This window comes from Undibacterium sp. FW305-107 (assembly GCF_058788535.1).
This window is the reverse complement of record NZ_JBYTAV010000010.1, coordinates 323801-338785: the sequence shown is the minus strand read 5'-3', so window position 1 is coordinate 338785 and position 14985 is coordinate 323801. Positions and strand designations below refer to the sequence as shown.

Sequence of the window (14985 nt, the reverse complement as noted above, 5' to 3'; positions counted from 1 at the left end):
AAACTTCCCGGCTTATCAATATTTCCAGTTGACCGCAACGCTGCCGTTTCTTGGCGCAGCGTAATAGCCCTGGCTCCAGTAAAGACTGGTCAGATATTTTTGATCACTGACGTTGTTCAGGTTGGCCGATATGCTGAGGTTCTGATTCACGTCATAGCGCACCATCAGGTTCATCGTTGCATAACTGCCCTGGCGTATGATGTTGCCTGAGCCCTCATCACGGAAAGTATCTGATTGCCAGTTCAGGCTGCCACCAACTTTAGCCTGTGACATGAAAGGCAGTTGATAAGTGGTCGACAGACGGAACAATTTGCGAGGCACATAAGTTTTGACATCCTGATCATTGCTCCCCTTGAGACTCAACTGTGTATAGCCTGCGCTGAGGTTCCAGCCTTTTGCCAGTTCACCACTGGCGTCAAGTTCAAAGCCCTGTGATTGCGCATCTATGCCACGGTAAAAACTCTTGGTGCCGATATAACCAGCCTGTTCTGCTGCATTGTTTTGCTGTATCTTGAAAACGGCTGCAGACAGGTTGAGCTTGCGGTCAAACAGTTCGAGCTTGATACCCAGTTCATCACCCTTGCCTTTGACGGGGTCCAGGGTTTTACCACTCGCATCCACTTCGCTTTGCGGATTGAAGATTTCTGTGTGGCTGGCGTACACAGAAGCATATGGTGTCAGATCATAGACCAGGCCCAGATAAGGTGAGGTATTGCTGGCATTCTTGCGACTGCTGACACCATAGGCATAGCCGGTGCTTTCGGCCTTGGTATGGTTTGCTCCGGCGATGAATTTGAATTGATCTGCCAGGTTGAAACGTGATGCAACAAATATTGTCTTGCGCGTGTCTTCATACGCACTGCCATCGGTATACGCATTGAACGCAGGTTGCGGATAATTACCTGTCCAGTTACTGATATCTGGCAAAGCGGTACCTATGCCTACGCCATAGTGGGAGATGTCATCCATCTTCGACTTCGACCAGTTGATACCAAAACTCAGGTCGTGCTTGCGTCCTGCCAATGTGAATTTGCCACTGGCAGACAAATCAAACAGTGTCTGGGTGTTGACATCGTTGTACAGCGAAGGATAGCTATACAAGCCCAGACCGGTCTTGCGGTCTGGCGTACCATAGGCATAAAACAGTTTGGAGTCTGCAGTTGATCTGTTGCGGCTCAATGCCGTCTTGATTTGCCAGTCATTGTTCAGTTGATGACTCAGTTCGACAAAGCTGCGGTCGTCTTGCGTGAGCCAGTGTGACCAGTCTGCAGCGGTACTGGTGGAAGTCCTGTAATTGGTCGGGCTGCCGTCGGTGTAATACAGGGGCAAGGCGCCCCACATGCCACCTTTGGCATCACTCTTTTGATGTGAATGCCCCAGTGTCAGCACTGTAGCTTCGCCGAGATTGGCTTCAACCACGCCATATACCACGGTTTTTTCAGGCGAATAACGGTCGAGATAAGAATCACCAGCCTGTTTCGCGACCACTATACGACCAGCTACTGTGCCTGCAGCATTCAGGGTACCAGATACATCTGCATCCAGCCTGCGCGTGTTCCAGGAACCCAGCGTCAGCCCGGCAGAAGCCTGGAACTGGTAAGCCGGACGCTTGCGGATAAAGTTGACTGTCGCAGACGGATTGCCAGTCGCTGACATCAGGCCATTCGCGCCGCGCACGATATCCACCCTGTCGTAAATCGCGGTATCAATATCTCCTGCCACATTACCAGAGGTGAATGGCAAACCGACGCCATCGTACTGGAAATTGGTAATATCAAAACCGCGTGCCATGTAATAAGTGCGGTCGGTCTCTACTTTTTCTACCGACACACCGGTGGTATTAGCCAGCACATCATTCACATTGACTTGTTTGAAGTCATCCATCTTGGCGCGCGTAACAACTGATACTGATTGCGGTGTTTCGCGCAAAGACAAATCGAGTTTGGTTGCCGAACTGCTTCTCCTTTTTGTATATGCACCCGTCTTTTCTGTACTCGGTTCATTGCCTGAAACACCAGTTACCAAGACCTCAGGCAATTCTGATTGGCTTGCCTTGGCTGGAGCAGCTTCTTCTGCAAAAGCAGATGCTGCCAGCAGCATGGAAAGCGCCAATGCAATTGGACTCAGAGGGTTTAGGGGGCTCAGCGAACTGGCAGGACGTAAATTTTTCTGCAGCGAGGCGGGATTGTTGCAGGGCAAAACGGAGTAACTGGACGAGCGGAATGAGCGAAAAGTCATAATAAGCCTGGAAATTGACTGCCTATACAGAGAATTGCCTCTGATAGCGTTAGAAGTAAAAACTTCAGCTTATTTTACTTAGATACAAATGCAATTGCAAATCATTCTCATTTATATTTAACCATTTAAATAAATTCAAGACACACTCCACGCCTCCAGGAGAACTTGCGCGTCTCGTGCTGCACTTATCCGCGCCTGAACATCTCTTGTGACAAAGATATCAATCACAGGCGCCCACTGCGCTACAAGCCGGATAAGTCTTTTGCTTTTTCTGCGATGCGCACTTACCAAGCCTGGCATCACAGCTAATGGTATAGGTCGTTTCCAGCACATCTACCCAGCTACCTATTTCACATTGCTGCATGTCCTTTTCCTTGCCTTTGAAATCTGTTTCGCTATGCGTCAATAACTGAATTGTGCCGGGCTTCACAGGCCTTACTTCAAAGCTTTGTACCTGATCCTGGAATTTTTCGCTGAAATAGGTTTTGCCATTTTGTTCCAAGTCAAAAATTGCATAGCCTTCACCAGCCGCGTCGCCTATGCAGCTTTGCTGGCTACCGATGGCAATGCGCATGCTGGTATCAGGCATGGCCTGACTTTTCGTGGCAATATCTGCCAGCAATTTCATGTCGCTCTTATTGAAAAAGACAGAACGAAACTGATCCGTACCTCCATCAATATCGTCGCTATGTGCAGTCAGCACTTCGCGCAATTGCAACAAGACATGCTCACCCAGGTCTTCGAATTCGATTTGCACTACGCCTGCAGGCAATGGCGGCAAATCCTCACCGGCTTTTACTACGCCACGCAATGTCAGCTGTCGGGTATTAAACTCATCTATCCACTTGCGCAGAACAGCCTCGTCATAAGATTTCATTTTCGCCTGCAGGTTTGCCATAAAACTGTCTGCAGTATCTGCAAGGCCAGGCTTTGCAGGCTGGCTGCTTATTGCTGCACTGGTGACAATGGGATTAGCAAGGACTGCTGATGCAGGTGATTCCGGTTTGCTTTCCGCCTGCTGTTTGCCGCATGCCCAAAGTGCTGCGCAAATCAGGGCGATACAACTGAATCTGGCGATCCGGGATGTGTCGTGATCAAACATTTATTGAACCAAATGAAAACAAAGGAGGCGATTCTAAAGCTAGCCTGACTTTAAGCACATAGAAATATTGGCCCATCGTTGCAGCAAGTGCACGCTGATGATAAAAATTCAAGTCAGCCCGAGTTATTTCTGGCAAGCTGTGCAATATACCCGTCATCTTATCGTGGAGCTTTTGAATGAATCCCATCTCTCTTGCCCAGATCATAGACAGCGTTCAAGATTTACCGACCTTGCCAGCTATTGTCATGGAGTTACTCAACAACATAGACAAGGAAGAACTCAATGTGCAGGAACTGGCACAAAAAGTCAGCCTGGACCTGGCACTCACGGCTAAGACTCTGCGCTACGCCAATTCTGCGTATTACTCGACCATGATCAAGGTCACTACCGTACAACAAGCAATTTCGCTACTGGGTTTGAGTACAGTCAGGCAAATCGTCATGACGGCTGCCCTGTCAGGCTGCTTCCCGGACAATAACTGCAAGGGCTTTAGTCACAAGGATTTCTGGCGGCATTCGAACGCTGTCGCTATCGCCGCCAGGATATTGGCACGACGTCTGAACCTCAATACCGATGTTGCTTTTACTGCTGGCTTGCTGCATGACATAGGAGCATTGGTGTTGGCGACTTGTTATACCCAATCTTATGAGCAAGTATTGCTGTACAGGCAGGAGCAGGAAGCGACTCAGTTTGAAGCCGAAAGACAACTGATCCATATTGATCATGCAGCCATAGGTGAAGCGCTGGCAAGGCAGTGGAATTTTTCAGACATGATGATCAAGGCGATTGCCGGTCACCACCAGCCAGAAAAACCTGGCCTGGGATTTCTGGCAACCATCATCCATGTTGCTGACGGCATAGCACACGCCTTGGGGGCGACGATGACACCCGACCTGGTGCCGCCAGAAATTACCGGACAATCCTGGGAAAGCCTGGGCCTGGACCAGGCGTTACTGGATGAAGTATTGGCTGAAGCCGCAAAGGAATTTGAAAAGCTGCAGGATATGGTCGAAGTCTGAACCAAAGCCCATTCATATAAACTCAAACACTCGGTGTTACAAATCTGGCTGTATTAAATGCCCCAGCTTGGTGGCCTTGGTACTCAGATAGCGCTCATTATAGGGATTGCGCTTGACGATCAGGGGCACATGCTCCTGCACCCTGACGTTCATGCCTTCCATCGCAGAAATCTTGCGCGGGTTATTGGTCATCAGGCGTACAGACTCTATGCCCAGATGTTTGAGCATGGGGTCGCACAGGCTATAGTCGCGCAGGTCTGCTGCAAAGCCGAGCTTTTGGTTGGCTTCAACTGTATCGGCACCCTCGTCTTGCAAATGATAGGCACGCACCTTGTTGAGCAGACCTATGCCACGCCCTTCCTGGCGCAAATACAGCAAGGCACCACGCCCTTCCTGGGCGATTTTTTGCAGGGCCAGTTCCAGTTGCGGTCCACAGTCACAGCGTTTGCTGAACAAGGCGTCACCGGTCAGGCACTCTGAATGTATGCGCGCAAGCACGGGCTGGCCATCAGCCACATCACCGAGAGTCAGGGCAATGTGCTCCTTGCCAGTTGCCGTTTCGACAAAAGCATGCATGCGGAAAGTTGCCCAGGTCGTGGGCAGGTTACAGGAATCAACATATTCCAGGGCCTGTTCATCTAATTTGACAGGCTGGTCATTGCTTAACATACAATTCTCGCGGATTCTTTTTATGGATTATTGCCTGGCATAGCGCCATCAGTGGCGTTGATAACATCGGCCAAGGCTAGAGTATAAACGAGACAGGCATTTTCTACCTGCCGCTGCGAACGGGCGTTTTATTCTTAATCAAAGCTAACCAGATCTAATTAAAGCTATATAGGGTCTGCATCCCGAAAAGCAAGTAGTTGCCGGAGTAGAGGGTTTCCCCGAAAAAAAAGAGCACCTGCTTTTGCAAGGTGCTCTCTTCCTCATGGCTTCGCAAGCAGACCAGCTACCTACGCCAGATTCTTATCTACGCTGCAACTGCGTAATATCCCTGACCGCGCCACGGTCGGCCGAAGTTGCCAAAGCAGCATAAGCCTGCAAGGCTTGTGAAACATAGCGCTCACGGTCTACTGGCTGCCAGGCTTGCGGGCCGCGTGCTTCCATTGCTGCCCTGCGCTGTGCCAGGTCGCCGTCGCTGACTTTGAGATTAATAGTGCGGGCCGGGATATCAATTTCTATGATATCGCCTTCTTCCACCAAACCAATAGTTCCACCTTCGGCAGCTTCTGGCGAGGCATGGCCTATCACCAGGCCGGAAGAACCACCAGAGAAACGGCCATCCGTGAACAAGGCGCAGGCTTTGCCCAGGCCTTTGGACTTGATATAAGAAGTTGGATACAGCATTTCCTGCATACCGGGGCCGCCTTTGGGGCCTTCATAACGGATGATGACGACATCGCCTTCATGTACGGTATCGCCGAGGATGGCTTCTACCGCAGAATCCTGGCTTTCAAACACACGGGCCTTGCCGGTGAATTTCAAGATGCTTTCATCGACGCCTGCGGTTTTGACGATGCAGCCTTTTTCTGCCAGATTGCCGTACAAGACCGCCAGGCCACCATCTTGCGAATAGGCATGCGCCTTATCGCGTATGCAGCCAGCTTCGCGGTCGGTATCAAGGCTGTCAAAACGTTTGTCTTGCGAGAAGGCCGTCTGGGTAGGCACGCCACCCGGTGCAGCGCTGAACAGTTTGCGTACCTCAGCATTGTCAGTCACGGCGATATCGTTTTGTGCAATTGCATCAGCCATGGTCGGGCTATGCACGGTAGGACGCGTGGTATCCAGCAAACCCGCACGTGCCAGCTCACCCAGGATAGAGATAATGCCGCCAGCACGATGCACGTCTTCAATATGATATTTGTCAGTCATCGGCGCGACCTTGCACAGGCAAGGTACTTTGCGTGAGATGCGGTCAATATCTGCCATCTTGAAATCCACGCCCGCTTCATGCGCCGCTGCCAGCAAATGCAAAACGGTATTGGTAGAACCACCCATGGATACATCCAGCGCCATGGCGTTTTCAAAGGTTGCCTTGTTGGCGATGGAGCGTGGCAGGATGGAATAATCATCTTGCTCATAATGGCGCTTGGCCAGCTCAACCACCAGACGGCCTGCGCGCAGGAACAATTCCTTGCGGTCTGCATGGGTCGCCAGGATCGTGCCATTACCTGGTAAGGACAGGCCCAGTGCTTCTGTCAGGCAATTCATTGAGTTAGCTGTGAACATGCCAGAACATGAACCACAGGTAGGACAGGCGGAACGCTCTATACGGCCTATCTCTTCATCCGACACATTGCTGTCACCCGCCTTGATCATGGCATCGACCAGGTCGATCTTCATGATCCTTTGCTCACCAGTCTGTTTGGGATGCAAAGTCTCCAGCACCTTGCCCGCTTCCATAGGGCCGCCAGAAACGAACACGACAGGGATATTCAAACGCATGGCTGCCATCAACATGCCGGGCGTAATCTTGTCGCAGTTGGAGATACAGACCATGGCATCAGCGCAGTGTGCATTGACCATGTACTCAACCGAGTCAGCGATCAGTTCGCGTGAAGGCAGTGAGTACAACATGCCGCCATGGCCCATGGCGATACCGTCATCCACGGCTATAGTATTGAATTCTTTGGCCACACCACCAGCCGCTTCTATCTCACGCGCCACCATCTGGCCCAGGTCTTTCAAATGCACATGACCAGGCACGAACTGGGTAAAGGAATTGACGACGGCAACGATAGGCTTATCGAAATCGCCATCTTTCATGCCAGTCGCACGCCACAGAGCGCGGGCACCGGCCATATTACGGCCATGAGTAGTGGTACGGGAACGGTATGCGGGCATGTCTGACTCCAGGCTGGCGATAAAATGAAAATGTTATATCAGCATGCGCTTCGTATAATCATATGTCAAATATGGAATTTATTGGGAATTAGGTCGAATTAAGTATTAAACCAAAAACTCACGACAGAGGCATCGAGACGCAGAGGTGCACAGAGAAAACCAAAACTCTTTTTAAAAAGTATTTAGATTTTCTCTTGCATTTCTCTGTGTCTCGGTGCCTCTGTGTTGAGAGGTCTTTACTAAAATCACGAACGAACATAAAAAAACGCGAAGCTCACACTTCGCGTTTTTAAGGATCATGACCCCATCATTCCTGATGGTATTGCGTCACTCTTTCCACTTCATTTTTGGAGCCCAGGAACACCGCAACACGCTGGTGCAGTTTTTCTGGCTGGATATCCAGCATACGGCGCTTGCCGTCGGTCGATGCGCCGCCAGCCTGTTCGACGATGAAGGACATGGGATTAGCTTCGTACATCAGGCGCAACTTACCTGCCTTGTCTGGTTCGCGCTTGTCGGCCGGGTACATGAAGATGCCGCCGCGATTCAGGATGCGGTGTACGTCGGCGACCATGGAGGCGATCCAGCGCATATTGAATTCTTTGCCGCGTGGGCCAGTGCTGCCTGCCAGCATTTCATCAACATAACGCGTGACTGGCGGATACCAGTGGCGGGTGTTCGAGGCGTTGATGGCAAATTCCTTGGTGTCTGCCGGGATTTGCATATTACGCTGCGTCAGTACCCAGGAACCCATTTCGCGGTCAAGGGTGAAGCAATTGACGCCATTGCCTGTCGTCAGTACCAGCACTGTCTGTGGGCCATACACTGCATAACCAGCGGCAACTTGCTTGCTGCCGGGTTGCAAAAAGTCTTGCTCAGTTGGTTTGCCCATGCCGTCTGGTGCTTTCAATACCGAGAAGATGGTACCGATGGAGACATTGACGTCGATATTGCTGGAACCATCGAGTGGATCAAACAAGAGCATGTATTCGCCCTGCGGATAGCGGTTCGGTATCGGGTGTATGCTTTCCATTTCTTCCGATGCCATGGCTGCCAGATGGCCGCCCCATTCATTGGCTTCAAGCAGGATTTCATTCGACAGGATGTCGAGTTTCTTTTGCACTTCGCCCTGGATGTTTTCGCTACCAGCTGTGCCCAGCACCTCACCTAATGCGCCCTTACCTACTGCATGGCTGATAGTTTTGCAGGCACGTGCGACGACTTCGATCAGCAGGCGCAATTCTGCCGGTATCGAATTATTCAGGCGCTGCTCTTCGACCAGGTACTGGGTCAGACTTACACGTTTCATGTTGATCTCTCGATTCTTTCAGTAATTCTTGTCAATAGCTTGTTTAGGAAGCCAAGGCTTTGCTGACTACTTCCAGCACGTCTTTCGACAGCTTCTTGGTATCAGCCACTTTTTGCAGTGCAGCCTTCATATGCGCCTGCAGGCTTTCTGGATATTTCTTCCAGCGATCCATGCTGCGTGCCAAACGTGCTGCGACTTGTGGATTGAGCTTGTTGAGCGCAATCACCAGTTCTGCCCATAAGGCATAGCCACTGCCATCAGCGGCGTGGAAGCGGGATGGATTGGCATTGCAGAAAGCAAACGTCAAACTGCGCGCACGGTTGGGGTTATTCAGTGTAAATGCTGGATGCGTCATCAATTCACGCACCTTGGCGACATCGGTGGTTCGTGCAGTTGCCTGCAACATGAACCATTTGTCGATGACCAGGGCTTCTTTCTTGAAGTCTTTATAGAAAGCTTTCAAGGACTTGGCTGCCGATTTGGCTTGCTTGTCATTGCCACTGAAATTAGTCAGTGCAGTCAGAGCTGCCAGGCGGTCAGTCATGTTTTCTGCTTCATCGAACTGGGTTTTCGCCAGATCAAAAGTAGATTCATCTGACCATTCAAGCAGATAAGACAGGGCCAGGTTTTTCAAGCCACGTTTAGCCATGGATTGTGCATCCGGGCTGTATTTGCCTGGGGTCAGATGGCCTTCGTAAGCACTCAGCAAATCAGCGCGCAAATGTTCTGTGATGGTGGCACGGGCAAACTGACGAGCGGTATGGATGGCTTGTGGATCAACGACCTTGAATTCTTCAGCAATCATGGCTTCAGATGGCAGTGTCAGCACCAGTTCACGGAAGGCTGGATCGAGGCTGGCATCGTTCAGGGTAGCGCGCAGGGCTTCGATGAACATGCTGTCCAGGCTCAGCTCTTCACCTTGCTGCACTGCAGTCGTCAGTTTGACAAGGCGGCGTGTGGCCAGACGCTGACCAGCTTCCCAGCGGTTGAACGGGTCACTGTCATTGGCCAGCAAGAGGCCCAGTTCTTCATCGCTGTAGTCGATTTCCAGCACGACTGGTGCAGAGAAATTGCGCAACAATGACGGTACTGGTTTGCTGCTAACACCCGTAAATACAAAAGTCTGACTGGCTTCTGTCAGTTCCAGCACCAGACTGGTCGCACCAGCCTGTGCTTCGTACGCGGCGCTATGCAAAGGTATATCTTTACCATCTGCACCCAGCAAGCCCATGGCAACCGGGATGTGGAAAGGCAGTTTTTCTGCCTGGCCTGGTGTAGCCGGGCAAGACTGGCTCAGGGTGATGGAATAAGTCTGCGCCTGCTCATCGTAAGTCGCGTCCACCTTCACGCGTGGCGTACCAGCCTGGCTATACCAGCGTTCAAACTGGGTCAGGTCACGGCCACTGGAATCTGCCATCGCAGCGCGGAAGTCATCACATTCAACCGCCTGGCCATCATGGCGCTCGAAGTACAGATCCATGCCCTTGCGGAAGCCGTCATGGCCCAGCAAGGTGTAATACATGCGCACGACTTCTGAACCTTTTTCATAAATCGTGACTGTGTAGAAGTTATTGATTTCTACAAAAGAATCAGGACGTACAGGATGGGCCATAGGGCCTGCATCTTCAGAGAATTGTACCTGGCGCAGCAAACGTACATCTTCTATGCGCTTGACGGCACGGCCAGTGGCTGTGCCTACCAGGTCGGCAGAAAATTCCTGGTCACGGAAAACTGTCAGGCCTTCTTTCAAGGACAACTGGAACCAGTCGCGGCAAGTGACGCGGTTACCTGTCCAGTTATGGAAGTATTCATGACCAACCACAGATTCTATGCCTGCATAATCAACGTCAGTGGCGATACTTGGATTTGCCAGCACGAACTTGGTATTAAAAATATTCAAGCCCTTGTTTTCCATGGCGCCCATATTGAAGTCGCCTGTGGCAACGATCATGAAGCGGTCCAGATCCAACTCCAGGCCAAAGCGCTCTTCATCCCAGCGTATGCTGTTCTTGAGAGAATCCATGGCATGCTGGGTTTTATCCAGATTGCCGTCCTCTACCCAGACTTGTAGCAAGGCTTTGCGGCCAGATTTGAGCTTATAGTTTTCTTCCTGGCAAACAAGCTTGCCAGCCACCAGAGCGAACAGGTAAGACGGCTTTTTGAACGGGTCTTCCCATTTTGCGAAATGGCGGCCGTCACCCAGATCACCTTCTGCTATCAGGTTGCCATTGCTGAGCAATACAGGGAATTTTTTCTTGTCGGCACGCAGCATGACGGTGTATTTCGCCATGACATCAGGACGGTCAGGGAACCAGGTGATCTTGCGGAAACCTTCTGCCTCGCACTGAGTAATGAAGTTACCGTTGGACGCATACAGACCTGACAAAGAGGTGTTCTTGAGCGGATTGATCAGAGTTTCAATTTCCAGCGTGACTTCGTCCGGGGCATTGGCAATGCGCAGGGTCTCGCCTTCTATCTTGTAGGCAGACTTCTTCAAGTTCACGCCATTCATGCGCAGTTGCAGCAATTTCAGGGATTCGCCAAACAAGACCAGGTCTTTTTCGCTGCTGTCATGATTGCGGCGCAAGGTCATGCGGGTGGCGACATGGGTGGCTTGCAGATCAAGGTCGAAACCCATTTCTACTGTGTCTACCCAAAACCCCGGGGCTATATAGTCTTTACGAAAAATTGTCTCTGGTTTGCTGGCAGTATCGTTACGCATGGATGGAGTATCTCGCGAAAATAAGTTGAATAACAAAGTCTTATGAACCCTGCAAAGACCGCCATTTTACCAAGCTGTGTCAGTACGGGGATAAAAGTCTATTGAATAGAGTCAAATTTAGGCAGAAAGTTTGTTAAAACCGTGAAATTCTTACAGATTCATCCTAGCCACCTGCACAAAACATGTGGCGTGCCCAGTTTCAGTCAAATCAGCGATCATTCGCTTTTCTCAACTAAACTCACATAGTTAGGACTTACGCAAAATTGCCCCAGCAAGGCTATCGCTTTAGGAAACCTCCCTTGCAAGGGAGGTTCGTTACGTTGGCAGACAACATGTTGTCTGAAACCCCGACTACACCGTCAGCGACGAAGACAGTACTTTAGTACGCGGCTCCTAGGAGAGGAGCTGCAACGCAGCTGGGGCAGTTTTGCGTAAGTCCTAATCGTAACAAGGTCGATACAACACGTTACAGTAAGAGCAACAAGTTTTTGTAATCAGGCATATCATGGAACTATAGTAAAAATATGTTTGAAGGAGCAGTAAAATGAAAAAGTTCACCTTATTATTAGCGCTGGCCTGCAGTTTGCTGCTGGGCGGATGCGCAACGACGTTTACCAGCCAGGTCAGTGTCTTTCACGAATGGCCAGGCACCACGCAAGACAAATCTTATATCTTTGAACGTGCGCCAGGGCAGGAAAACAACCCTGAACATAAGCTATATGAAGACTTGCTAAGAACCCGCCTGCAAACCTTGGGCTTTAAGGAAATCAACGCAGGTGCTACGCCCGCCCTGAAGGTGGAGTTGCGTTATGCCACCACCATCAGGGAAGTCAAGCCCAGCTTGTTCTGGCAACCAGGCATTTATGATCCGTACTGGGGTCTGCATTTCAGCCGTGGTATTTATCGTCGCAATTACCTGTACTACCCAACTTTTTCGACCTGGCCATACTACCCCAGAGGCCCGATTGATATGTATATACGCAGCACCTATCTACATCAGTTACAAATACGTATTTCTGAAATGGGGAAAAATAAAGTATTGGCTGACATCAAAACCAGCTCCGAGCAAGACAACGAGGAAATTTCACTCTACATGCCCTACCTGATGGATAGTGCGCTGAAGGACTTCCCGGGCAAAAACGGCAGCACCAGCAAAGTACAGTTTAAAGTGGAAAATTAGTTGCCTGACGTGTGCAACAGGCAGGTGACCATAAAAAAGTGGCAGGCAAACCGCCTGCCACTTTAGCATTCGTGTCATTCGTATCATTAGGGCTTACGCAAAATTACCCCAGCAAGGCTAACGCTTTCAGGAACCATCCCTTGCAAGGGATGTTCGTTTCGTCGGCAGACAACATGTTGCCTGGAACCCCCGACTACACAGTAGCGACAAAGGCTGTACTTTAGTACGCGGCTCCCAGGAGAAGAGCTGCAACGCAGCTGGGCGGTTTTGCGTAAGTCCTATTCATTTACGTTGCCGGTGGATCACGCAAAGCCTCGACCAGCGCACGGTCAACCACAGATTCAGCAACTATCTGTATCGCCCTGCCCTCACGGAACTGGGTAATCAATTCTTCGCTAGACACTGAAAAAGCATCATGCCCCTGGCGATTGGTGAAGATGTAGCGTGTACGCTTGGGGCTGACCCAGGCCAATTTGAAACGGGTAGTGACACCATTTGGCCGGGTGAAATCAACCCAGATGCCGCGCTCCATGGTTTCTATGACGCGCGCCCACTCATCGACTGGCTGTTCTATCTGGTCCTGTACATGGCGGTTCAGACGTTTCTCACTGGCTCGCTGGGCGATATTGACGGCAATTTCCAGTTGGCGACGCGGTGAAAATTCAAGAGGTGCACGGGCGATACCAGCATGGCGTTCAGCCAGTTTGGAAAAGAAGATAACGCGTTCAGGCTCATCCCATTTGATCGCATTCAGCCAGGCATTCAGCAAAGACAGCATGGCTGGCAGCTTGCTGACCAGCTCTTTGCGCTCTTCAGCACTATTCTTGGGTTTCAGGCTCCAGATCAGGTCATCCATCGTCCGCAGGGCATTTTCCAGGGCGTTGGGCTTTTCTTCCTTGACATTATGCGAGATCGTCAAAATCCTGATCCATTGCTCCTTGAGGAAGGTTTCCAGGAAACCGGCAACCTCGCCCGTTTCTACCCGGATAGCAACATCGTTTTCGGCAAACTCGCGCGCGAGGCGCATTTTTTCTTGCTTCAGCGCGACGGCGACTGGCTCGCTGATGGCGACTTCGGTTTGCTGTTCTTCATCCTTGAGGAAGGCTTCCAGGTCAGCAACAACGTCAGAGAATAACTCTATTTGCTGATCAAAATCCTGCTGCACCCTTTCGACGATGCCTTCTATCATTTGATAGAGCGGGTCTTCTGCCGAGGCGTCGCTATTAAGCAGGACGCTGGATTTAGCCAGTGTGTCTATCAATACCCGCGCTGGATGGTTTTCCTTGAAAAAGAAATCCTTGTCGAGCAAAGCCACCTTTAAGGTTGGTATCTGCAACTGGCTGATGAGATTTTTGATGTCTGCAGGTATGCTGTTGTCGTTAAAGACATAGTCAAAAATACGTGCCAGCAACTCGATCGTGCTTTGATCTATATGGGTCAGGCCACCGGCATTTGGCTGCTGCGATAATTGCCGCAGATGTGCCGTATCTGTCGGCATGGGATTGGCAGAGAAATCTCTCTGCACACTGGTCAGGTAGTCAAAAAATTGCCTGTCTATGGTGACCATGTCTGGCGCATTACTGCCGCCACCACCACTACCTCCTCCACCACCGCTGCCACCTGAGTGGCCACCACCAAAGCCGCCGCCAGCATCTTGCCCACCCGTGAATGGCATGCCTCCGCCATCCATGGTAGTGCTACCACCACCGCCCCCACCACTGCCACCAGTAACTGTATTGCCAAACGTACCTGTCGGCGCATTACCAGAAAAAATATTTCGCAGCTTATTTTCCAGATAAGGGTCGCGGTTACTGATATCGTCAGATCCTGACATCATGTTCTTTTTTTGTTTATTACGGTAACCATCATTCAGGTCGGGCAAGATACCTCGCTCAACCAAAGCCAGATTCAGCTCACGGTAAATTGTGCCCAATTGCAGGAACAATTCTGGTCGCAACAATCGCAATATCAGGTGATGGGTTTCAGGGTTGGGCTCCAGTTCCATCCATGCCTGATGGACAGCTTTGACAAATAACTCTGGACGAAATGGGTTTTGCGAAACACTGATAGGGGTACGGCGCAATACATGGCCTATGCGCACATTCAAAGAGACCAGTTGCTCTGCATTAGTCACTTCCAGCGATTGGCTCAGATTGCGGCTAAGTACCTTGCTTTCCATCTCTTCAAAACTGACAAGAGAAAAATCCTGCTTGCCTTCATCCGTCCTGGCGCGTTTGCGGGTATTGACAACGCTGACTTCTTTGGCGAGAGCGGCATTGACCTGCCCGGCAACCAGACGATAAAAGGTTGTGCCATTGCGTTTCAATTGCTGGTAAGCAGCAAAGCTGGTGGCAACCTCCTCTGGCCTGATGGTCTGGTCAGACAGCTTGAACAAAGCTTCGGTCAGGCGCCCGGTAAATGCCTCAATTTGCGAAGAAACCAGATTGGTGGCGATAGGCACCAGACTTTGCAATATCAGCAAACGGCTAGAGCTGGAAAATTCGCTCGTCTTGGCAGTATTAAGTGGAATGGTATCCATCGCTCTTTTTTATTATGGTCAGGTTATCA

9 protein-coding genes are annotated in these 14985 nt (G+C 50.6%); 2 read left to right on the top strand and 7 right to left on the bottom strand.

Translation table 11 applies throughout. The features are described 5' to 3' along the window. Positions 1-15 precede the first annotated feature (15 nt). Together AC3WQT_RS22680 and AC3WQT_RS22675 are read right to left on the bottom strand one after the other, a co-directional pair. Positions 16-2100 carry a TonB-dependent siderophore receptor gene (locus AC3WQT_RS22680; RefSeq protein ID WP_492707331.1) on the bottom strand — a complete coding sequence of 695 codons (2085 nt, stop codon included), beginning with the start codon at positions 2098-2100 and terminating at the stop codon, positions 16-18. 358 nt (positions 2101-2458) lie between these two features. Beyond that, complete coding sequence (locus AC3WQT_RS22675; protein ID WP_492707329.1) at positions 2459-3340, bottom strand: hypothetical protein; 882 nt, start codon at positions 3338-3340, stop codon at positions 2459-2461. A gap of 176 nt (positions 3341-3516) precedes the next feature. Here AC3WQT_RS22675 and AC3WQT_RS22670 point away from each other — a divergent pair, with 176 nt between their 5' ends. Further along, entirely contained in the window at positions 3517-4359 is an 843-nt protein-coding gene (locus AC3WQT_RS22670) for an HDOD domain-containing protein (RefSeq protein WP_492707328.1), read from the top strand. 36 nt (positions 4360-4395) lie between these two features. On the opposite strand, the gene ribA is transcribed toward AC3WQT_RS22670, so the two are convergent. The 4 genes from ribA to pepN all read right to left on the bottom strand — a co-directional run bounded on the left by ribA (position 4396) and on the right by pepN (position 11237). Next, positions 4396-5028, bottom strand: a complete 633-nt coding sequence (gene ribA, locus AC3WQT_RS22665; RefSeq protein ID WP_110257148.1) for a GTP cyclohydrolase II — start codon at positions 5026-5028, stop codon at positions 4396-4398. Positions 5029-5328: 300 nt separating this feature from the next. Beyond that, on the bottom strand, positions 5329-7206 hold the full coding sequence (gene ilvD / locus AC3WQT_RS22660; RefSeq protein ID WP_492707327.1) for a dihydroxy-acid dehydratase: 1878 nt from the start codon (positions 7204-7206) through the stop codon (positions 5329-5331). Positions 7207-7513: 307 nt separating this feature from the next. Beyond that, positions 7514-8515, bottom strand: a complete 1002-nt coding sequence (locus tag AC3WQT_RS22655) for a class 1 fructose-bisphosphatase (protein ID WP_492707325.1) — start codon at positions 8513-8515, stop codon at positions 7514-7516. A 43-nt stretch (positions 8516-8558) separates the two neighbouring features. Continuing rightward, positions 8559-11237, bottom strand: coding sequence for an aminopeptidase N (gene pepN, locus AC3WQT_RS22650; protein WP_492707323.1), 2679 nt, complete (start codon positions 11235-11237; stop codon positions 8559-8561). 544 nt (positions 11238-11781) lie between these two features. Between pepN and AC3WQT_RS22645 the strand changes: the two genes are divergently transcribed. Next, positions 11782-12417, top strand: a complete 636-nt coding sequence (locus AC3WQT_RS22645) for a DUF4136 domain-containing protein (protein WP_492707321.1) — start codon at positions 11782-11784, stop codon at positions 12415-12417. 286 nt (positions 12418-12703) lie between these two features. On the opposite strand, the gene AC3WQT_RS22640 is transcribed toward AC3WQT_RS22645, so the two are convergent. Further along, a complete protein-coding gene (locus AC3WQT_RS22640) occupies positions 12704-14956 on the bottom strand; it encodes a DUF1631 family protein (RefSeq protein ID WP_492707319.1) in 2253 nt (750 codons plus the stop codon). Between the last annotated feature and the right edge of the window lie 29 nt (positions 14957-14985).

Bases quoted from the DNA above. Each gene is read 5' to 3' on its own strand.
- AC3WQT_RS22655 (WP_492707325.1), bottom strand. From the start codon at position 8,515: ATGAAACGTGTAAGTCTGACCCAGTACCTGGTCGAAGAGCAGCGCCTG.
- AC3WQT_RS22645 (WP_492707321.1), top strand. From the start codon at position 11,782: ATGAAAAAGTTCACCTTATTATTAGCGCTGGCCTGCAGTTTGCTGCTG.
- ilvD (WP_492707327.1), bottom strand. From the start codon at position 7,206: ATGCCCGCATACCGTTCCCGTACCACTACTCATGGCCGTAATATGGCC.
- AC3WQT_RS22680 (WP_492707331.1), bottom strand. From the start codon at position 2,100: ATGCTGCTGGCAGCATCTGCTTTTGCAGAAGAAGCTGCTCCAGCCAAG.
- AC3WQT_RS22670 (WP_492707328.1), top strand. From the start codon at position 3,517: ATGAATCCCATCTCTCTTGCCCAGATCATAGACAGCGTTCAAGATTTA.
- ribA (WP_110257148.1), bottom strand. From the start codon at position 5,028: ATGTTAAGCAATGACCAGCCTGTCAAATTAGATGAACAGGCCCTGGAA.
- AC3WQT_RS22640 (WP_492707319.1), bottom strand. From the start codon at position 14,956: ATGGATACCATTCCACTTAATACTGCCAAGACGAGCGAATTTTCCAGC.
- AC3WQT_RS22675 (WP_492707329.1), bottom strand. From the start codon at position 3,340: ATGTTTGATCACGACACATCCCGGATCGCCAGATTCAGTTGTATCGCC.
- pepN (WP_492707323.1), bottom strand. From the start codon at position 11,237: ATGCGTAACGATACTGCCAGCAAACCAGAGACAATTTTTCGTAAAGAC.